16 protein-coding genes are annotated in these 20,657 nt (G+C 50.1%); 8 read left to right on the top strand and 8 right to left on the bottom strand.

Annotated features, from left to right (window positions below; genetic code table 11):
* Together srmB and V7D78_RS01090 are read left to right on the top strand one after the other, a co-directional pair.
* Window positions 1-1,126, top strand: a 1,126-nt coding sequence (srmB, locus tag V7D78_RS01085; protein WP_333606575.1) for an ATP-dependent RNA helicase SrmB, incomplete at its 5' end; no start/stop codon positions are given.
* Between the two features lie 114 nt (window positions 1,127-1,240).
* A complete protein-coding gene (locus V7D78_RS01090; RefSeq protein ID WP_333606576.1) occupies window positions 1,241-2,311 on the top strand; it encodes a S66 peptidase family protein in 1,071 nt (356 codons plus the stop codon).
* 67 nt (window positions 2,312-2,378) lie between these two features.
* Here the strand turns inward: V7D78_RS01090 and V7D78_RS01095 are convergent, their stop codons facing one another.
* Window positions 2,379-2,621 (bottom strand): helix-turn-helix domain-containing protein, encoded by a 243-nt coding sequence (locus tag V7D78_RS01095; RefSeq protein WP_333606577.1) that lies wholly within the window; start codon window positions 2,619-2,621, stop codon window positions 2,379-2,381.
* A gap of 470 nt (window positions 2,622-3,091) precedes the next feature.
* Window positions 3,092-3,433, bottom strand: a complete 342-nt coding sequence (gene erpA, locus V7D78_RS01100) for an iron-sulfur cluster insertion protein ErpA (RefSeq protein WP_333606578.1) — start codon at window positions 3,431-3,433, stop codon at window positions 3,092-3,094.
* Window positions 3,434-3,610: 177 nt separating this feature from the next.
* Here erpA and V7D78_RS01105 point away from each other — a divergent pair, with 177 nt between their 5' ends.
* The 4 genes from V7D78_RS01105 to hemL all read left to right on the top strand — a co-directional run bounded on the left by V7D78_RS01105 (window position 3,611) and on the right by hemL (window position 8,207).
* Window positions 3,611-5,314: a chloride channel protein gene (locus tag V7D78_RS01105; protein ID WP_333606579.1), complete on the top strand. Its 1,704-nt coding sequence runs from the start codon at window positions 3,611-3,613 to the stop codon at window positions 5,312-5,314.
* Window positions 5,315-5,337: 23 nt separating this feature from the next.
* Window positions 5,338-5,769 (top strand): protoporphyrinogen oxidase HemJ, encoded by a 432-nt coding sequence (gene hemJ, locus V7D78_RS01110; RefSeq protein WP_333606580.1) that lies wholly within the window; start codon window positions 5,338-5,340, stop codon window positions 5,767-5,769.
* A gap of 95 nt (window positions 5,770-5,864) precedes the next feature.
* Window positions 5,865-6,869, top strand: coding sequence for an aspartate carbamoyltransferase (locus V7D78_RS01115; RefSeq protein WP_333606581.1), 1,005 nt, complete (start codon window positions 5,865-5,867; stop codon window positions 6,867-6,869).
* Window positions 6,870-6,926: 57 nt separating this feature from the next.
* Window positions 6,927-8,207, top strand: coding sequence for a glutamate-1-semialdehyde 2,1-aminomutase (gene hemL / locus V7D78_RS01120; protein WP_333606582.1), 1,281 nt, complete (start codon window positions 6,927-6,929; stop codon window positions 8,205-8,207).
* A gap of 6 nt (window positions 8,208-8,213) precedes the next feature.
* Here the strand turns inward: hemL and V7D78_RS01125 are convergent, their stop codons facing one another.
* The 6 genes from V7D78_RS01125 to pepB all read right to left on the bottom strand — a co-directional run bounded on the left by V7D78_RS01125 (window position 8,214) and on the right by pepB (window position 18,942).
* Window positions 8,214-10,322 (bottom strand): winged helix-turn-helix domain-containing protein, encoded by a 2,109-nt coding sequence (locus tag V7D78_RS01125; RefSeq protein WP_333606583.1) that lies wholly within the window; start codon window positions 10,320-10,322, stop codon window positions 8,214-8,216.
* Window positions 10,323-10,414: 92 nt separating this feature from the next.
* On the bottom strand, window positions 10,415-10,654 hold the full coding sequence (locus V7D78_RS01130; RefSeq protein WP_333606584.1) for a hypothetical protein: 240 nt from the start codon (window positions 10,652-10,654) through the stop codon (window positions 10,415-10,417).
* A gap of 81 nt (window positions 10,655-10,735) precedes the next feature.
* Window positions 10,736-12,880 carry a winged helix-turn-helix domain-containing protein gene (locus V7D78_RS01135; RefSeq protein WP_333606585.1) on the bottom strand — a complete coding sequence of 715 codons (2,145 nt, stop codon included), beginning with the start codon at window positions 12,878-12,880 and terminating at the stop codon, window positions 10,736-10,738.
* Between the two features lie 24 nt (window positions 12,881-12,904).
* Window positions 12,905-15,151, bottom strand: coding sequence for a penicillin-binding protein 1B (gene mrcB / locus V7D78_RS01140; RefSeq protein ID WP_333606586.1), 2,247 nt, complete (start codon window positions 15,149-15,151; stop codon window positions 12,905-12,907).
* On the bottom strand, window positions 15,148-17,625 hold the full coding sequence (gene hrpB / locus V7D78_RS01145) for an ATP-dependent helicase HrpB (RefSeq protein WP_333606587.1): 2,478 nt from the start codon (window positions 17,623-17,625) through the stop codon (window positions 15,148-15,150). The genes mrcB and hrpB overlap by 4 nt, the downstream gene beginning before the upstream one ends.
* 15 nt (window positions 17,626-17,640) lie before the next feature.
* On the bottom strand, window positions 17,641-18,942 hold the full coding sequence (gene pepB / locus V7D78_RS01150) for an aminopeptidase PepB (RefSeq protein ID WP_333606588.1): 1,302 nt from the start codon (window positions 18,940-18,942) through the stop codon (window positions 17,641-17,643).
* Between the two features lie 324 nt (window positions 18,943-19,266).
* On the opposite strand from pepB, the gene dksA reads away from it, so the two are divergent.
* Window positions 19,267-19,716 (top strand): RNA polymerase-binding protein DksA, encoded by a 450-nt coding sequence (gene dksA, locus V7D78_RS01155; protein WP_333606589.1) that lies wholly within the window; start codon window positions 19,267-19,269, stop codon window positions 19,714-19,716.
* Window positions 19,717-19,734: 18 nt separating this feature from the next.
* Complete coding sequence (gluQRS, locus tag V7D78_RS01160) at window positions 19,735-20,655, top strand: tRNA glutamyl-Q(34) synthetase GluQRS (RefSeq protein ID WP_333606590.1); 921 nt, start codon at window positions 19,735-19,737, stop codon at window positions 20,653-20,655.
* Window positions 20,656-20,657 lie beyond the last annotated feature (2 nt).

The raw sequence follows: 20,657 nt of genomic DNA on the forward strand, positions 1-20,657 counted from the left end.
GCTGGCTCTGGATGGCAAAGATCTGTTAGCCAGTGCCCCCACCGGTACCGGTAAAACGCTGGCTTTTGTGTTACCGGCGATCCAGTATTTGCTGGATTTCGGCCGCCGTGATCCGGGTTTTGCCCGGGTCTTAGTGATGACCCCTACCCGCGAGCTGGCCTATCAGGTATACGACGAATTCTGTACTTTTGCTAAGCACACCAATTTAAACATTGGCGTGATCACCGGTGGCATTAACTATGGCAGCCACAAAGATACACTGGAAAAAAATAATGACATCCTGGTAGCCACCCCGGGCCGCTTAATTGAATACCTGGATGAAGAAAGCTTTCAGGCCGATGAAGTCGAAGTACTGATCCTCGATGAAGCCGACCGGATGCTCGACATGGGCTTTGTCGGCGAGATGAACCGCATTGTGCTTGAAGCGCGCCGCCGCCGTCAGACATTTTTATTTTCTGCTACCTTAGAGGGGGCTTCACTGGAGCGCTTTGCCAGCCATGCGTTAAAAGAGCCTGAGCGGATTGAAGCCATACCGTCACGCAAAGAAAAAGCCAAGATCATCCAATGGGTCCATCTGGCCGATGATGCTGATCATAAACTGGCTTTATTAACCCATTTATTGCAGCAAGCCGATGTCAGCAAAGCCATTGTCTTTGTGAAAACCCGCGAACGACTGGCCAGCCTGACCGGTCAGCTGGAAACCGCAGGGATCCGCTGCTGCTGGTTACAGGGCGAGATGCCACAAGATAAACGACAGCAGGCATTAGCGCGCTTTAGTAATAATCAGGTCCGTATTTTACTGGCCACCGACGTGGCCGCCCGTGGTCTGGATATTGATGACATCAGCCACGTGATCAATTTTGATATGCCACGCTCTGCCGATACCTATGTGCACCGTATTGGCCGCACCGGGCGTGCCGGCAAAAAAGGCACCGCTATCTCTCTGGTAGAAGCGCATGATATGGCTATTCTGGCTAAAGTAGAGCGCTATACCGAGCAAAAACTAAAACGGCGGGTCATTGACAGCCTGCGGCCACAACATAAAGAAGCCAAAGTAGGCAGCAAAAAGAAAAAACCAGGCAAAATCGCCGCTAAAAAACTCGCCAAAAAAACCGCTAAGAAGTAAAAACATTCGCTGCTTGCGGCCATTTTTTTGGTCGCAAGCAGCTGCATTTCTGCGTAAAGCATGCTATCTAATGAAATACTGTTGGAATAATTTATTTCTGGGTGGGTGTTTTTAATGAATAAACGGCAATTTCTGAAGCAAAGCGCCTTGGCGTTATCCTTGTTACCCCTGGCAGGGTGCAGCATCAGCTCTGCAGCCAGCATGCCTACCCACAGTAAGTCTAAAAACAGTCCATCCCGCATCCTGCCCAAAGCACTGAGCAAAGGCGATACGGTCGGCTTAGTCAGTTCGTCAGCCGCCACCGCTGAGCGCTTAGAGCTACAGTTAGCCCAGGAAGCCATGCAGGCGCTGGGGTTTAAAGTGAAAACCGGGCGTTTTTTTGCAGACCGCCGTGGCCATCTGGCCGGGCGCGATACAGACAGAGCCGCCGATGTAAATGCGATGTTTGCCGATAAAGAGGTGAAAGCCGTTATCTGTCTGCGCGGCGGCTCAGGCGCGGCGCGCATTCTGCCGTTACTGGATTATGACATGATCCGGCAAAACCCCAAGCCATTACTGGGCTACTCTGATATCACAGCATTACATAATGCGTTACTGGCCAAAGCCGGACTGGTGAGTTTTCATGGTCCCAATGGTACAGGTAGTTGGAACGCCTTTAACGTTGATCAGTTTGAACGGCTGTTTTTTCAACGCGAACTGATGCATTACCAAAACGATCTCACTGCACGGGATGAGTTGGTCCCCAGGCAAAACCGTACTCAGGTCATTACGCCAGGGGTGGCCAAAGGGGCATTGGTTGGCGGTAACCTTACCGTGTTAACGGCATTGGCCGGTTCACCTTACCTGCCAGACTTTAGCGGCAAAATTTTATTTTTAGAAGACATTCAGGAGCAGCCTTACCGTATAGATCGCATGTTCAGCACGCTGCAGCTAATGGGGGTACTGGATAAAATCAGTGGTTTTATTTTTGGTGATTGTAATAACTGTGTACCGGGCGGCGGCTGGGGCAGCCTGACACTGGATGATATTTTTGATGACTTTATTAAACCGCTGGGCATTCCGGCCTATCGCGGCGCTATGATTGGCCACATACCGCGACAATTTATCGTGCCGGTGGGTGCCATGGCTGAAATGGACGCCTCGGCAGGCAGCTTTAAGCTGCTGGAACCGGTATTTCAGGTGTAAGTATATTGGCAAAGATGGTAGACAAAAAAAACCGCTCATGGCGGTTTTTTTTGCCTACCTAAGGAGCTTAGGGATTTAACACCTGCTTCAGGCCTTCAGTGGGATCAACTTCTAGTGCCTGGCAATATCTGACGTATTCAACCACGTCTAAACGACGTTCCTGATTTTCAACCTTGCCAATAAAAGAATGTGGTGTGCCTAAAATTTCAGACAAACTGCGCATAGTATGCCCTTTTTCCTGGCGCTGGCGTTTTAACCAGACACATAACCGTTTATTCTCGTCAGATATGACGCTTTTAGTGCCCTTCATATTTTTTCTACTCCCAGCGTGATACGCTTTTATTATGGTGGATTAACTTCCTGCAAAATTTCAAACCTTATTGCAAAGCAATAAGCAAAAATAACCGAATTAATTAAACCACAGCTTGCGACGAGCGTACAGGTACAAGCGTTAAATAATGTAAAGTATCTTTACACTCTGCTACCTGAGCTATCAGCAAGCCAGCAAAACTGCATTTATACTGAGTGTTTTCGAATCAAAATCTGAGGAGTATTTATGGTCAGGCTATTGTTCTTAGTACCATTATTGATGTGTTTAGGTTGGTATATGTTCTTGCGGCACTATGGTTACAGCCTGCGACAGGGACTGAAAGGATTTATCGTCATTATCAGCTTTAATTTGGTTATTGCACTTAGTTTGAGCATCATTATCTGGTTAAGCCACCGCTAGCAGGGCTTAACCAACACAATAATGTAATTATTATTTTACAAAAGGTGTATTTATACCGAAAAAGAAGAACCGCAGCCGCAGGTAGTTGTGGCATTAGGGTTTTGTATTATAAAACGACTACCCTGTAAACCCTCGGTGTAGTCAACCACGCCGCCCATCAGGTATTGTAGGCTCATCGGATCTACCACCATAGCGACACCTTGTTTTTCGACCAGTAAATCACCGTCATTTACTTTTTCATCAAAGGTGAAGCCGTATTGAAAACCTGAGCAACCACCACCGGTGATATACACCCGTAATTTTAATGCCGGATTTTCTTCTTCGCTGACCAGTGCTGCTACTTTACGAGCTGCGGCATCAGTAAATTCTATTGGGATCTGAATATCAGACATGCTAGCTCCTATGGGCAATTCGAGGCGATGCAGGGGGCGTGTTTATAGAGCGGCATTATCTAATACTTGACTATTTTATTCAAGTATTTTCCGGTAATGGGCGCAAGCTTAAAATATCAGCTGTCAACTCAGATGCTTATGTTAAACTATAGCTATGTTTATTAACGCTTAGCTGCTATGAGACATTGGCAAGAATGGTTACCACCGCTGCGACGGCGGCTGGCATTACCGCAAACTTCATTGCAACTCTGCCTGCTTGGCATGCTGGGCGGCCTGATTGCCGCTTTGTTGATTATCCTGTTCCGGCTGGCGATTATTGGGCTACAGCAGCTGTTTTTAGCGCATGCCGATAATTTTGTCAGCATTGAACCTGAGCTGCGATTGATACTGCCGTTACTGGGCGCCGCAGCTATTGGCCTGGTGGCACTCATTACCGGCTATCGTCACACCCGGCTGGGTATTCCCTTTGTCATTCACCGTATTAAAACCGCCTATGGTGTTATGCCGTTTCGAAATACCCTGCATCAGTTTTTTGGCGGCATCATGGCGCTAGCCAGCGGATTTTCAGTGGGCCGTGAAGGTCCTTCAGTGCATCTGGGCGCTTATGGCGCCAGCACGGTAGGCCGTTACTTACAACTGCCATACAACAGCATCCGTATCTTAGCAGGCTGTGGTATAGCTGCAGCGATTTCGGCATCTTTTAATACGCCGTTGGCCGCGATGATTTTTGTAATGGAAGTGGTGCTGCGCGAGTATCGCATTCATGTCTTTATCCCGATAATGTTGGCGGCGGTGGTCGGCGCCCTGGCTACTCAGCTGGTGTTTGGTCATGATAAAGAGCTGGCATCTTTACCCATTATCAGTATCAGTTTCTGGCATTTTCCTTATCTTATTTTGTGTGGCGTGATCTTTGGTGCTGTGGCGTTCTTTTTTAATCAGAACCTGATGCGCTTACTGCGTTTATTTAAAAACCGGCCACTGTTGTTGCGACTGGCCATCGCCGGCTTAGTCACCGCTGGTGTGGGGTATCTGGTACCACACGCCATGGGGGCGGAAACCGGAGCCATTGCCTTTGCCGTTAATAGCCCGACCGAACTGCAACTGCTGCTGATCATTTTTATTGGCAAAATGATCATGACCTTATTCGCATTAGGCCTGGGGGTACCTGGCGGTATTATTGGCCCGGTGTTTGGTTTGGGCATAGTGCTGGGCACTATTCTGGCCATAGTGCCGGGGTTAGCAATGGGCGATAGTAGCGCTGCTGGCACCTATGCCGTACTGGGGATGGCCGGATTAATGGCCGCCACCCTGCATGCGCCGTTAGCCGCCTTAGTGGCGGTGATGGAGCTGGCCGGCAACCAGCAAATTATTTTACCGGCGATGCTGGTCATCGTCAGCGCCTATGTCACAACGGTGCAGTTTTTTAATAATAAATCGATATTTATGCTGCAGCTGGATTTTATGCAGTTGCCCTATAAACTCGCGCCAGCAGATGATGTACTGCAAAAAGTGGGCGTGCTGGCCCTGATGAATCAGCAATATCATTTATTAGATAAACCAGATGAAGCTGAAGTGCACCAACATCTGGCCAAGCTGCCCCCCCCTGAGCAATTGCTTATTCGCCGCTCCGATGCAGGGCAGACTGAGTTTGTCAGTGCGCAGTATGATGTCAGTTTATCGATGAGCGGTGACAGTGTTATTCAGTATCAGGTGGTCAGTGGTTTATCACATCAGGCCACCATGGCAGAAGTGTTTGCCTTACTGGAAGAGCAACGCGATGGTCTGGTGTATATCTATGAGCAAGACCCCGACACGCCTGTAGGGGTTATTCGCTGGGATCAGGTGCGAGCCTTACTGATCAAACAAAACAATCTGTTGTGATGCAATCAGGATAATCAATCACTATGACCCTAATACTGACCTTCAAAGCACTGCATCTGTTTTTTATTATTGCCTGGTTTGCCGGTATTTTTTACCTGCCAAGGCTTTTTGTGTACCACGCCGAAACGCAAAGCCCGGATTGCGACAGTACCTTTAAAGTGATGGAGCGACGTTTACTCTATTTTGTCACGCCCTTTGCCCTGCTCACAGTAATCAGTGGCGTAGTGCTGATTGTCGCCTATGGCAGCGAGTGGTTTGCTGCCAGCAGCTGGTTACACTATAAATTGCTGCTGGTGGCTTTGTTGCTGGGCTATCATGGCTGGTGTTTTAAATTACTGGCTGATTTCAAACATAACCGCAATACACACAGTTCGCGCTTTTATCGGGTGTTTAATGAATTACCGGTGCTGGTGTTGCTGGCTATTATTCTGTTGGCGGTATTTAAACCCAGTTAGTTAGCCGTATTTGCACATGCTTTTAGCCAGGCTTTTCCGTATAATAACGGCATTATTTCTAGCCTCTGCCTGCTATCTGCTAAGTGAGCCACGTTATGAGCTTTAAAGGTCAGCACATTCTTTCGGTACAACAATTTAATCGTGATGCCATATTGGATGTGTTCCGCATTGCACGCCAAATGTCACCCTATGCCAGCCGTAAAAAGCGTACTACAGTACTCGAAGGCGCTATTCTGGGTAACCTGTTTTTTGAGCCAAGCACCCGCACCCGTGTCAGCTTTGGCTGTGCTTTCAATTTGTTAGGCGGCGAAGTGCGCGAAACCACCGGCATGGAGTCGTCAGCGTTATCGAAAGGGGAATCGCTGTACGACACCGCCCGGGTAATCAGCAGTTACAGCGATGTCATCGCGATGCGCCATCCACAAGCAGGCTCGGTGGCCGAGTTTGCACAGGGTAGCCGGGTACCGGTTTTAAATGGTGGTGATGGCGCCAATGAACACCCCACCCAGGCCTTACTCGATTTATTTACCATTGAACAAGAGCTGGCGGCCAGCAGTCAGTCCATTGACGGTATGCACATTGCCATGGTCGGCGATTTAAAATTTGGCCGCACTGTGCACTCTTTATCGAAACTGCTCAGCTTATATCAGAATGTCAAAGTCATCTTAATTTCTCCCTCAGAGCTGGCTATGCCAGATGAAATACTCAATGCATTGAGCAATGCCGGCCATCAGTTGACGATAACCGATAAACTGGAGGGAAATCTTAACGCTGATATCGTGTATCAAACCCGTATTCAGGAAGAGCGTTTCCCGTCAAAAGAGGAAGCCAACCGCTACAGAGGCAAGTTCCGGCTTAATCAGGAAATTTATACCCGTCACTGTAAATCGAATACGGTCATTATGCATCCGCTGCCGCGTGACTCACGTTTAGAAGCTAATGAGTTGGATAACGATCTGAACCTGAATCCGAACCTGGCGATTTTCCGCCAGGCCGATAATGGTATTTTGGTACGTATGGCGCTGTTTGCGCTCTGTCTGGGCGTAGAAAATCAGGTCGATAAATTTGAATGTGCTGTACCTTGGTACAGTAATAAATAAAACCTTGGTACGGCAATAAAGAGTACCTTGGTACAGCAAAAATAAAGGTTAACTAAAATGTCTTTGTCCGAACAATTGTTTCAACGTGCTCAGCAAACCATTCCCGGCGGTGTTAACTCACCGGTACGGGCTTTTAAAAGCGTCGGCGGTACACCGGTATTTATTGAGCGTGCCGATGGCGCTTATTTATATGATGTCGATGGCAAACGCTATATCGACTATATCGGCTCCTGGGGCCCGATGTTATTGGGCCATAATCACCCGGCCATTCGCCAGGCAGTGATTAATGCAGCGGCGAATGGCTTAAGCTTTGGTGCGCCCTGCCCGGCCGAAATTGATATGGCTGAACTAGTGTCCAAGCTGGTGCCCAGCATGGAAATGCTGCGGATGGTAAGTTCTGGCACAGAAGCCACCATGAGTGCTATCCGCTTAGCGCGGGGCTATACCGGGCGCGATACTATCGTAAAATTTGAAGGCTGCTATCATGGCCATGCCGACTCACTGCTGGTTAAAGCCGGCTCTGGTGCCCTGACCTTAGGAGTACCGAACTCGCCTGGCGTACCAGCTGACTTTGCCAAATACACCCTGACCTGCGAATTTAATAATCTTGAGCAAATTCAAGCGTTGTTTGCCGAACAGGGCGACAACATCGCCTGTATTATTGTCGAGCCCGTGGCCGGCAATATGAACTGCATTCCGCCAGAGCCAGGCTTTTTACAGGGCTTACGGCAGTTGTGCGATCAATATGGCGCGGTGTTGATCTTTGATGAAGTGATGACCGGCTTTCGGGTTGCACTGGGCGGTGCGCAGCAAGTATATAACGTGACACCGGATCTGACCACTTTAGGCAAAATTATCGGTGGCGGTATGCCCGTAGGGGCTTTTGGCGGTAAAAAAGCCATTATGCAACAGATAGCGCCACTGGGCCCGGTGTATCAGGCTGGCACCTTATCCGGCAACCCTATTGCTATGGCTGCGGGCTTAGCCGCCCTGACAGAAATCAGCCGCCCCGGCGTCTATGAAGCGCTTACCGCTAAAACCAGCCAACTGGTCACCGGTCTGGCCGGCGCGGCAAAACAGCATGGTGTACCGATGAGTTTTAATCAGGTAGGCGGTATGTTTGGTTTCTTTTTTACCAATGCGCCCAGAGTCAGTAACTTTCAGCAGGCTACGCAGTGTGATATCGGCGCTTTTAAACAGTTTTTCCACTTAATGCTGGCTAAAGGGATTTACCTGGCCCCCTCAGCTTATGAAGCCGGCTTTTTATCCTTGGCGCACAGTGACGATGACTTAGCGGCTACCATACAGGCTGCCGCAGACAGCTTTGCTGCACTGTAAAAAGTGCTAGCTGCGGTTTTGCAGCCATACGATATCAGTATCGTATGGCCGCGACGTCACCTGGTACCACTGCTGCCGATAACTGTCAAAGTATAGCTGCAACGGTACCCTGGCGGTTAATGGCTGACGCAGTAATTGCTCACTATGCCAGGGTGCCAACATTAACTCCGCCTGTTGCGGCGCTAACCAAAATAATCCCTGAGTATAGACTCCCCACTGTTGTGGCTCACGATCACGCCAATCCAGCTCATATGGCAACCAGGAAACCTCTGAACTGTCAGGCTGCCAGCTGGCTAACTGCGGGGTGTCGCTAAACTGCAATAACAATTGCTTACCTGCGCAGCGCATATCCACCACCGACTGCTTAATAATATCGGCATCAGGCCGGCTTAGCTGTCGTAGCTGCCAGCCGGAAGAGGTGTAACTGCTCAACCACAGCTCATCGCTACAGCTTTCTACCCGGCCAATTATCTGCTCAGTGCTGCTCAGCAAGGTTAGCTCTGTTGACGTAAGGGAAACCTGATACAACTGACTATTAATCAGCGCCAGCAATTGCTGTTGATGCCACAGCAACTGTTGCACCTGCTGCTGCGGTTGCAAGTTGGTCAGCAGTCGGTTTTGTTCCTGTTGTAACAACCAGATTTGTGCACTGCCATTGCGCTCTGATACAAAAGCCTGCGAATCAGCGCTGCCACTGTAATGGCGTTCACTGCGGTTACTGGCTTGCCATAACTCTGTTGTCTGGAAAGCACCTTCAGCATTCATTGCTACCGCTGGCTGCCAGCGCTGAATATCGGTGGTGTAATCTAATAGCTGACTGCCCAGTACCCGCTGCTGGTAGCGGCTAGCCTGCAGTAAATTCTCACTCATCGGCCCCAGAGCTTGCATCGCTTTGTCGGGTCCTTGCCACAAGGCTAGCTGCCCGGCGGCGTTATTCAGCAATAAATGTTGCTGATCAAACACACTGAGTTGGTAAAGCTGATAGGGAAAATGTTGTAGTAGCGTCAGCTCTGCCCCGGGCTCACTCAGCTGAAATAAAGCTGACTGGTTAAAGCCGGTTTGCGCTAACAGATAAAGCTGCTGCTGATGCACCACCAGCTGGCTTAGCTGCCGCCAAGGGCCCCTCAGGCTTTGCACCCATTGCGCCTGCCCCTGTTGATCCTGGGTCCATAACTGATACTGCTGGCGCTCGTCGTCCCAGTCCAACCAATACCACTGCTGTTGTCCATCAACTTGCCACAGCACGCTGGCCGTATCCAACCAATGCTGGCAGGGCTGCATTAACTCTGGTGGGGCAAAGTCCGGTATCACCTGTTGCCGGTACATACCGCACTGCCCCTGCATAGTTAGTGCCCGGAACAGCAGATGCTGCTCATCCAGCCAACTGCCGACGCCCATTTTTTGGTAGCTTTGCTCTGAGCTAAAAATTCGCAAACTGGCTAAATCCTGCCGTAACCAGCGTATCGGCGCCGCCGGAGCAGCTCGATGCTGATAAAATAATTGTTGTTGTCCGGCATGAAAAATCGGCCAGTCTTCCAAGCCACTTAATGCACTTATCGGCTGGATCTGATCCGGCAAGCGGGTCAGCGGGCCTGCAGTAAAACTGGCGAGCAGATAAGCAAGGCTGCCGCCCACAACCAGCAAGCCGAAGGTGCTAAGCAAGGCAAAACGCCAGACGCCACGCCAGCTGATACCGCCCGCATTATCAGTAGCGTTCACTGGCTCAGTGAGCAGTGGCTGCGTTGTCTGAGCATTAATCTGGCTACTGGTTAAAGGCTCTATAGCTTGTAACCAGCAATAGCCTTTTTTTGACACTGTCGCGATATAACGCGGTGACCGGCTGTCATCACCCAGGGCTTTGCGCAGGGCGCCCACTGCGCGCATTACCGCACCATCTGTGCCTTCTGCATCGGGCCACACCTGGTCAATAAGGGTATCTTTATGCAGCAGTTTTTGCGGATGCAATAAAAAATAATTTAACAAGCTGTGCAGGCGTAGTTCGAGCTGCAGCGGCTTCTGCTGTTCAGCGGGTACGTCAACGGCTGGCCACAAAATGCCCTGTACCGGTCGATAATACCAGTCACCCAGTTTTATCAGAGGTTCCAGATTAGACATAAGGCCCGCCCGTTAATATTACTCGGGCGGAGTATACCTCAAAGTTGTAAGCGGTTAAGGTAAAACCGTTCAGTTAACAACTAACTAAGATGTCAGACCTTTTGAGTACTCGGCTCAGCTTGCTGATGATTTAACGGCTCAGCATTGTCTGGGTCGTAGCAAAAAGGATAGAGAAAACAAGCATAAAAATCGTCTTGAAGATTTACGGGTATATGTATTTGCTTTTCAGGTAAGACTTCTATGCTGCTTTTAACTGTGGCAGCTACACCTAAAATTGAGACACTTGTTATGATTAATACTGTATAGATAAAAGGGGTGGTTAACTGTTTCATGGCAATTTCCTTTCAGGTTAGACACACCTGCAGCCTAGAACAGCCAAAGACATTTAACTCGATAGAAAACCGATAAAAACCTTACATATTTTCGATGAACCCCTCTATCTTACCTATATCGATGTCAGCCTTAACAGCTTCCAGATAGTACAAATATTGTTCGTCAGCACTCAAACTAAATCGACTGTGTAATAATAGTATCTCTGTTGACAATGGCTGCAGTTGTTTAGTCGATAAATCCAGGTAAAACACTTGATAGTGATCATTTTGCTGCAGTTTACTGAAATAAATGCCCTGAGCTCTTAAATCAAGCTTTACCAATAACTGACTTTCAGGCAAACGAAATGGTAACAGCTCAACCTCATCGGAACCATGCCGCTGCATGTAGAATAACCTGGTATTACTGTCACGCCAGACGGCATAATCACCAAAATAACTTTGCTGATAGTAATCCTGGTCGTAAGCCATGATCTTTGTCGACAAAGGATCGATTAGTGGTGCTGACACCACCTGCCAGCGGCCTTGATGAGATTCACTATAAAAAAAAGACTGTCCATCCTGGCTAAAACCAGCAGATATGGCTACTTTATCGCCAAATCCGGCAACCTGTATTGGTGCTTTATGCAGACTAAATAACCAGATTTGATGATTTAATTGTACCAATAATTGCTGGCCATCTGGCGAAAACAGTATCGCTCTTATCCGCTCACTTTGCGTAAACTGGCTAAGCTGCACTTGCCGGCCGTCTTGATAAAACAACCAAATTTGTGGCAAACCTGAGCGGCGTGAAACCACAGCAACGGGACCTTCGACTAATGGATTAGCCTCGATAAAGGTTTCATTACGATTTGAACTAAAAACCGTTTCTCCATTAGATTCAGTATGATATCGCGGATTTAGCTGCCGCCGAATATTAATTCTTGAAAAGAGCCCTGTAGAAGCATAAAGATTTCCGCTCGAGGCCAATTGCACCTCAAAAGCAGAAACATTGGTCCGGGCTAAATCAGTTACTTTCTGGCTATTCAGCTCAACCTGGCTTAAAATCATAGGTGCTGAAGAGTAAATAATACTGCGGTTATCGAGTGACCAATCAATATTGCCAGGATAAGTCTCTGGTATATTTACCAGTAAGCGAGTAGAGCGGGTAGCCAAATCCAAAACCCATAATTGGGCCAGCCCGCCTGCATCACGTAAAAATGCTATTTGCTCGCCATTACGAGAGAAACGCGCCGTAAAATCACCAAAACTACTGACAGGTGGCACCGTTAATTGCTCTGGTGCACCGCCGTTAACCGGCAGCAACATTAATACCACTTGGGTCTGTCCGGGTTCAATACTTTGGTAGGTGAGATAGCGGCCATCAGGGGACCAACTTAAGCGTGCTGATATTTTTAAGTTTCCGCAAGAAACTAGCTTAGTGTCGCTTAATACCTGTTGTCGATCAGTCGCAAACTTAATTAAATGGATATTGCAAAGACCATCTTCATAAAAACGCTGATAAGCTAACTGATAACCATCAGGATGAAAAGCCGCACCAAAGCTTCTATATCCGTCTTCGGTCAGTTGAGTGCGTTGATGTGTTTTTAGATCTTGTAATATTAATACGGCGGCCTGTTCATTTTGATGACTACTATAACTAAACACCATAAAAGCTTCATCTGCTGACACATTATGGTAAAACTCTAAGCCATCAAGGGAAGTGACTGGTTGGTAATGCCGAAGCGGCACTTCAGTAATGAGCGGTTCGGCTGGGGTCAGCCACCACCATGCTAGCAGTGCTATTGTACCTGCCAACAAAGCAATGCTGACGCTTTTCGCAGAGCGGGATAACCGACCGGATGTTACCGCTTCAGTTACTATCAGGCTGTCGGCTGCAGGCAACTCGCTAATAGGGCTCACTTCAGCAATAAAACGATAACCACGTTTAGGAATGGTTTCAATATAACTTGGCAGGCGGCTGTCATCGCCCAGCGCTGAACGCAACACCCTTATTACCCGGGTAATACGGCCATCAGAGACATCACGTATGCCCCAGACATCCTGCAACAGTTGTTCTTTGCTGATTAAAACCCCAGGGTGGGCAATAAAATAATTGGCCACCTTTTGGCCCAGATTATCTAACTGACACACTTCAGCCGGCTGGCCTTTCGCATCCAGCTTGACCAATTTGTCCTGTTCGGGCAGATAGTACCAGTGCCCTACTTTTAACATCTGAGTATCTGTCATCGCTATTGCCTGCCGCCAGGCCTTTTAATCATCACAGGGGCTTAATGCCGGTATTTCACCTGATATCGCTGGTAATAACAAGGGGTTAGCGCAGTTATCTACCACAGGAAAACCGGTTTTTCTGGAAAAAGCCTGCCAGCTGACGCCCTCTGGCATGTAACGGATCAGTGAATGCACACCTTTATGCGTAAAATAATCGCTAAACACCCTAAGCGCACCGCTGCCACCGGTTAAGCCGGTAGCTTGATTATCATCCCTTCCCAGCCACACCGTGACCAGGCTATCCTGATCAAAACCACTGAACCAACTATCACGATAATCGCTGGAGGTGCCGGTTTTCCCTGCCAGTTGCTGATTAGCAAAACTGTGTTGCAAGCTGCGGGCGGTGCCAGTTAAACCGGCTTCAATTAGCGCATGTTGCAGTAAATAAACGGTTTGTGGTGAGTAGCGCGCATAGCGCTGGCCACTGCGCTGATACAAGGCATAGCCGTGTTGATCTGTCACTGCCTGCACTGTGGCTAACGGTTGATAAACCCCATTGTTAGCAATAGTCTGGTACAATTGGCTGACTTCCCAAGGGCTTAATTCCAAAGCCCCCAATAAAGATGACGGATGCAAATGCACATTACGGGTTAACCCCAGACGGCGTAAACCATCCTGCACCTTTGGCAAACCCAGCTGCAAGCCTAAGCGCACTGTGGGCACATTTAATGATTCGGCCAATGCCTGATTCAGGCTTACCGCACCGCGAAATTGCTGATCAAAATTTTGCGGTTGCCAGTGCTGATTATTGGATTTGAGACTCAAAGGCTGATCCTGCAGCAAGGTCGCCAGTTGAAAGCGCCCGGCTTGCTCTAGCGCTTCTAAATAAATCACCGGCTTAATCATGCTGCCAATTTGCCGTCTGGCATCCAGTGCACGGTTAAAACCGGCAAAACCCGCCGCTTTACCGCCCACTAAGGCTTGAATTTCCGCTTGTTGGTAATTGACCACCAACATCGCGGCTTCTAACTCTGCGGGCCATTGCGCCAATTGCCGGCTGACACTCTGCTCAGCCTGACGCTGGGCCGCGGTATCTAAAAAGGTAAACACCTTGATGCCGCTTTGCATCAGTGCCGGGCTCAGGTTCAACTGTCGCAGCTCTTTTTTCACCGCATCCATATAGGCCGGATAATTAGCGTTCAGGTATTGACCACGCGGCACCAGTTTCAGCGGCTGTTGCACCGCCTGCTCAAAAGCTTGCCGGTCTAGCAGATGCTGTTCAAACATCAGTCGCAGTACTAAATCTCGCCGTTGTAATGCCCGCTGCTCAAAGCGCCGCGGATCATAGTAAGACGGGCCTTTTAACAGGCCTATCAGCAGTGCATATTCACTGTGGTCTAATTCCGACAGCGGCTTGCCAAAGTAAAAACGCGCGCCCAGGCCAAAGCCATGCACAGCGGTATTATGGTTTTGGCCGATAAAAATTTCATTTAGATAAGCTTCGAGGATCTGATCTTTGCTGTAACGAAAATCCAGTATCAGCGCCATCAAGGCTTCATTACCTTTACGCCACAAGGTGCGATCGCTGCTTAAATACATATTTTTTGCCAGCTGCTGGGTCAGGGTCGAGCCGCCCTGTACCGTGCGCCCGGCACTAAAGTTAACCCAAAGGGCTCGCAGCACAGACATGGGTGACACACCGCGATGCTGGTAAAAATCACGATCTTCAACCAGCAGTAAGGTTTCGCGGACTAAAGGAGGCACCTGCTCTAAGCGCACCAACTCACGATCTTCCTGATGCGGCGAGACCAAATGTTCAATCAACTGTGGCTCTAATCGAGCAAAATTCACCGATTCCTGATTGCGATAGATGATGCGGTTAATGCCACTGCGATTAAATTCAACACTAAACAGCGCTGCTGCCTCTTCGCCTTCAATATAGGTAAAAGCGCGCCGAAACACCGTGACATGATTACGCGATACACTGTACTGACCAGGCCCGCTTAACTGGGGATTGCGTTGATATTGCAACTGCTCAAGTTCAGCAATCAGCTCAGTCTGAGAAAAATACTTACCGGGATAAAGGGTTAAACTGCGGGCATAAATCTGCGCTGGCACTTGCCATTTCTGACCTGAAAACACCTGTGTGACTTTGCTGTCCAGATAAATCAGATACAGCACCAAGGTCATAAACAACGCCAGCGCTAACTTTAACAAGGTCATGGCGCTATAGCGTAAATAACGCCGCAAAGGTCCACTTGCTGGTGCCACGCGCTTTTTACTACTCATCGTTGCATTGCCTTTTTCGTTTTACTGGTCGCCTGGGCGCTAGAGGGATCATCAGGCCAAAAGTGTTTTGGATAACGTCCTTTCATTTCTTTTTTTACTTCTTGCCAGCCGTGTTGCCAAAAGCTGGCTAAATCCCGGGTAATTTGCAGCGGCTGGCGGCCGGGAGATAACAATTCTAAGGTTAACGCCAGCTTACCATCAAGCAGCTGAGGTGAATTCAGTTGCCCATACATCTCCTGCACTCTGACCGCGATACGCGGCCCAGCCGGATGCTGATAATCAATACTGACACTGCTACCCGCCGGAGTTTGCCAGCGTAATGGCAGTTGTTGCTGCAACTGTTGCTGTTGCCGGTAATTCAATTGTTGCCATAACAACTCGGCCAAGGGCAGCTGAGCTAACTGAGCTTGCTTGTTAATCTCGCCTAAGTGCGGCCCCAACCAAACCGCCAGATTTTGCAACAGCGCATTAGCGCTTAAATCTGGCCAGTCTGCACCAGGCAGATACTGCCGCATCAGCGCCACTCTGGCCAGCAATTGCTGCTCTTTTTCGCCAAAAGGCAGCACAGCTAAACCTTTACGTTCAATATACTCCAGCCAGGCTAGTTGTTTTTCCGCCTGGCTCAGCTGAACTTTGGCCGGTCGCCGCTGCAACACTAACTGCCCAAAGCATTGCCGCTGCTCACTGCTAAAGCCGCCGGCCTGCTCGTCCCAGCCGCAATGTAATTGCCATTGCTGTGCCGCCGGCCAGTCGGCCTGCACTTGCTCAAGCTCAATTTTTAACGCCTGACTGATCCGGCTGCCTTGCGCTGGCGCTGCCAATGGCTGCGTTGTTTGTTGTAACTGGACTACCACTAAATAGGCCTGGCCTTGCAACGGATGATCTGGCGGCAAACTGGCGCCCACACCATTGGCCATTAAGTACCCCTGGCCGCGTCGCTGCGCCAGCCGTTCAGGATAAGCTCTTAATATCAACAGTGGCAATAACTGCAAAGGCAGCTGTTGCCCCGCTTTTACCCCCAGCCGTTTGGCATAGTGCTGCGCTTGTTGCCATTGCATAGCAGGCGCCCTTTGCTGCCCCAGCCGTTGCACCAGCTGATACAAGTCGCCGCCATTCAGCCGGCCATCTTCCAGCACTGCAGCACACAAACAGGCTAACCAGGCGACTCCCGGTTCAGCCTGGGGCCCAGCTTCCAGTTGTTTGGCGTACAACAACATACTGGCCAGCCGCGGTTCCAGCCCCAACTGATACAGCTTACGGCCAAACTCAGTAATTTTACCCTGGGCATCCAGTACCTGCAGTTCGGTTAATAACTGACTGGCCGCGGCCAGGTTGGCAGCAGCAGGCGCCGTTAACCAGTCAATATCTGACGGTAAACAGCCCCAGGCGGCCACTTCTAAACGCAAAGCGGTTAAATCACTTAAACTGATTTCGGCAGGTTCAAACTGGGCGCGTCTTTGCCAGCGCTCTGCACTGTCAAAACGGTAGCAATGCCCAGGCATTAAGCGGCCTGCCCTGCCGGCTCGCTGCTCAGCCGCAGCCTGACTTATCGCCACGGTTTCCAACCGGTTAGCCCCGGAGCGGGCGTGATAACTGGCGCGGCGCGCCAGCCCGCTGTCAACCACCACATTGATGCCTTCAATGGTTAAACTGGTTTCGGCCAGATTAGTGGCCAGTACAATTTTATAAAAGCCAGCGGCTGCTGGGGCTATCGCCGCCTGCTGCTCGGCCAGCGTCATACTGCCAATTAGCGGGTGCACCCGCACTTGATCGGGCAAAGCTTGTTGCTGTAGGTAGGTAAATGCCTGATGAATTTCGGCCTGCCCAGGTAAGAACACCAGCACATTGCCCTGATGTTGTTGCTGCGCCAGCCAGGCCTGCCGGGCGGCCTGCAGTGCCACCGGCTCCTTTGTCAGCGGCAGATAATGAATGTCCACCGGGTAGCTGCGCCCGGCGCTACTGATCACCGGCGCTTGCAAATAGTGTTGCAACGCCGACACATCCAGCGTGGCCGACATCACCAGAATACGTAAATCTTCGCGTAGTTGCTGTACTTCCCGCGCCAGTGCCAGGGCTAAGTCCGCATGCAGCGAGCGTTCATGAAACTCATCAAAGATCAGAATATCCACCGCACTTAACTGCGGATCCTGCTGAATTTTGCGGGTTAAAATCCCTTCGGTCACCACCAGTAAGCGGGTTGCCGCGCTGCTACATTGCTCATGGCGGATCTGGTAGCCAACGCTTTGGCCCAGAGGTTCATCTAATTGCTGTGCCAGATAACTGGCAATACTGCGTGCCGCCAACCGGCGTGGCTCGAGTAACAGAATACGTTTACCCGCCAACGCCGGTTGTTGCAATAAATACAGCGGTAAGTAGGTTGATTTGCCGGCGCCTGGAGGGGCCGACAAAATCACCGCAGGCTGCTGTTGCAACGCAGACAGCAGTTCTGGTAGGACATCGGCAACAGGTAACACTAAATTGACTCTCAGTTAGTCAGCGGTTTCAGCCAATAAGGTTGCCGCCAGGGTACGAATACCCTGACCAGTAGCACCAGCAGACCAGTATGCATTGGACGAGCTGTTAAAGGCCGCCGCTAAATCAAAGTGCAACCAACCTTTACCTTCATTTGGTACAAAACGACTTAAAAAGCCGGCCGCATTACTGGCCCCACCCATACCACCGCCTTTTACCGGCCGGCTATTGGCAGTATCAGCATAGGGTGACGGGCATTGCTGCTGATGCCACAGCTCCAATGGTAAAGGCCAGGTCGGCTCTTGTTCGGCGGCGGCATGTGTCAGCGCGCGTTCAGCTAAAGGTTTATCTAAAGCAAAGAGCGCATTATATTCACCACCTACTGCCACCATAGCAGCACCGGTCAGCGTAGCGGCATCCATAATCAAAGGCGCGCCTGTCTGTGCGGCATATAGTAGACCATCGGCCAGTACCAGCCTGCCTTCAGCATCAGTATTGACAATTTCTACCGTAGTGCCGTTTTTATAAGTAATAATATCGCCCAATTTATAGGCATGGCCGCTTATCAGGTTTTCTGCACAACATAAAATTAATTGCACCCGCTTATTTAAGCCGCGTAATATTGCCAACGCCAAGGCGGCGGTAATGGTCGCGGCGCCGCCCATGTCGTACTTCATACTGACCATGCTTTCACTGGCTTTAATCGAGTAACCGCCGCTGTCAAAAGTAATACCTTTACCCACCAGGGCCGCCGCTACCTTAGCTTCCGCAGCTAACGGATTAAAATCCAGCACCAGCATCACCGGTGGCCGGTTACTGCCACGCCCCACCTGATAAGTACCCTGCCAGCCTTCCGCGGCCAGGGATTCACCACTGATGACACGACTGCTGACCGTACCCTGTGGCGCCACCGCAGTAATAAAAGCAGCCGCCTGACTGGCTAACTCTGCCGGAGATAATTGCTCCGGTGTTTGATTGATTAATTGCTTAGCCCAGCTGAAACATTGCACCTGTTGCTGCAATAACTGCTGCACACTGGCGTCACCGGTAAAGTGCACGCCACCGGCCTTTTTGGCACTGCAAAACCCCTGATAAAACGCCCACTGCAGCTCGAGGTTCCAGCCCTCTCCACTCAACTGCACTTGTTGCAAGCCAAGCCCATCCAGACTGCGGGCCGCTTTTTGCATCTGACGGTAGTCTGTACCCGACAAGTGAATTTGATACCCGGCAGCGAATGGGCTTATCAACGCCTGTTTGCCCCACTGCGTGGCAGCAGGTTCGAAGCTCAACGAAATCTGGATAATGCTTTGTGTGGTCATAAGGGCCCCTGTCGGCTGGTTAAACGCGCTAGCTACACTGGCTAGCTGATATTGTGACGCCATTGTAGCATAAGCGCCTGCCGACAACAGCGTCAGACACTGACAGTACTGTGCTAGCAATAATAGTTGCAGCAGTGATGGAAGTGACGTTCGTCACAAATGTGACATTATCACTTTTATTTAGCAATATGGATGAAAATGAGTGACGCCACCGCAGGCTGTCTGTATACTTTGGCGGCTTTTTATTAGTGATTGCAGTCTCAGATGTTATCTGTTATCTGTAGCGGTCATTTTTTGCTTGGCAGTATTGTACAGGAGATAATCATGCCAGAGGGCAAGAACATTAAAACCTTGGGATTGCTGGCGTTAGCCGGTGTTACTCCCTACCAGGAAGCGGTAGGCGAAGAGTACATGAACCCGAAACAGCTGGACCATTTTCGCCGAATTCTTGATGCCTGGCGTCAGCAATTACGTGAAGAAGTGGACCGCACTAAAACCCATATGGCGGATGAAGCCGCTAACTTCCCGGATCCGGTTGACAGAGCCGCGCAGGAAGAAGAATTCAGCTTAGAGCTGCGCGCCAGGGACCGCGAACGCAAGCTACTGAAAAAAATTGAAAAAACCTTACAGAAAATCGAGAATGACGACTTTGGCTATTGCGATACCTGTGGTATTGAAATTGGTATCAAGCGTCTGGAAGCACGGCCTACGGCTGATCAATGTATCGACTGTAAAACCCTGGCAGAGATTAAAGAAAAACAACTCGGCGGCTAAGGCTGCCAGGTGATGCTGATGCCAGGCTTCAGCACAGTGCAAATACCCGCTGATAAAAGGCCTCCTTATATTGGTCGTTTTGCACCGTCCCCCTCAGGCCCCCTGCATTTTGGTTCTCTGATAGCGGCTGTTGGTAGTTATCTGCAAGCAAAAAGCCAGCACGGTCGCTGGCTAGTTCGCATGGAAGATATTGACACGCCAAGGGTGCAACCCCATGCCGCTGATGCCATCCTTAGCACATTAGAGCGTTTTGGCTTAGGCTGGGATGGCCCTGTGCTGTGGCAAAGTCAGCGGCTTGAGCGCTATCAACAGGTACTCGCTGAGCTGACGCAGCAGCAGCTAGTATACGGTTGTCAGTGTAATCGCCGGCAAATTCAGCAAGCTGGCGGCCTCTATCCGGGCAGCTGCGCCGCATTACAGCTTAGCCAGCCTCCTTTAGCCTGGCGTTTACGTAGTCAGGGCACCTCAACGCAATTTACTGATCTGGTGTTTGGCCAGCAGCAGATTGATGCAGCTGTGGCAGCAGAAGATTATATCCTGAAACGACGCGATGGCTTATTTGCCTATCAGTTAGTGGTAGTGGTTGACGATTGGGATCAGCAGATAACCGAAGTGATCCGCGGCGCCGACTTACTCAGTATGACACCACGACAGCAACGGCTTTTTCAGCTATTAGGGGCCACACCACCGCGTTATGGCCATTTGCCGCTGGCCGTTAGTGCCCCTGGCCATAAGTTGAGCAAACAAAACCACGCCAGTGATTTAAGCCAGTGGCCACTGTCGCACAGCCTGGCCCGCGCCTTAGCCGTACTGGGACAACCCTTGCCGCCAACGCTGATCGCGGCACCGGTTAACGAACAACTGAGCTATGCGCTGGCACATTGGCGACTGGCTAAAGTGCCGCAGCAACTGGAAATTCCCTGCAGCGACTTTGCCTGAAC

The sequence above is a fragment of the Arsukibacterium sp. genome (assembly GCF_036735525.1).
GTDB lineage: Bacteria > Pseudomonadota > Gammaproteobacteria > Enterobacterales > Alteromonadaceae > Alishewanella.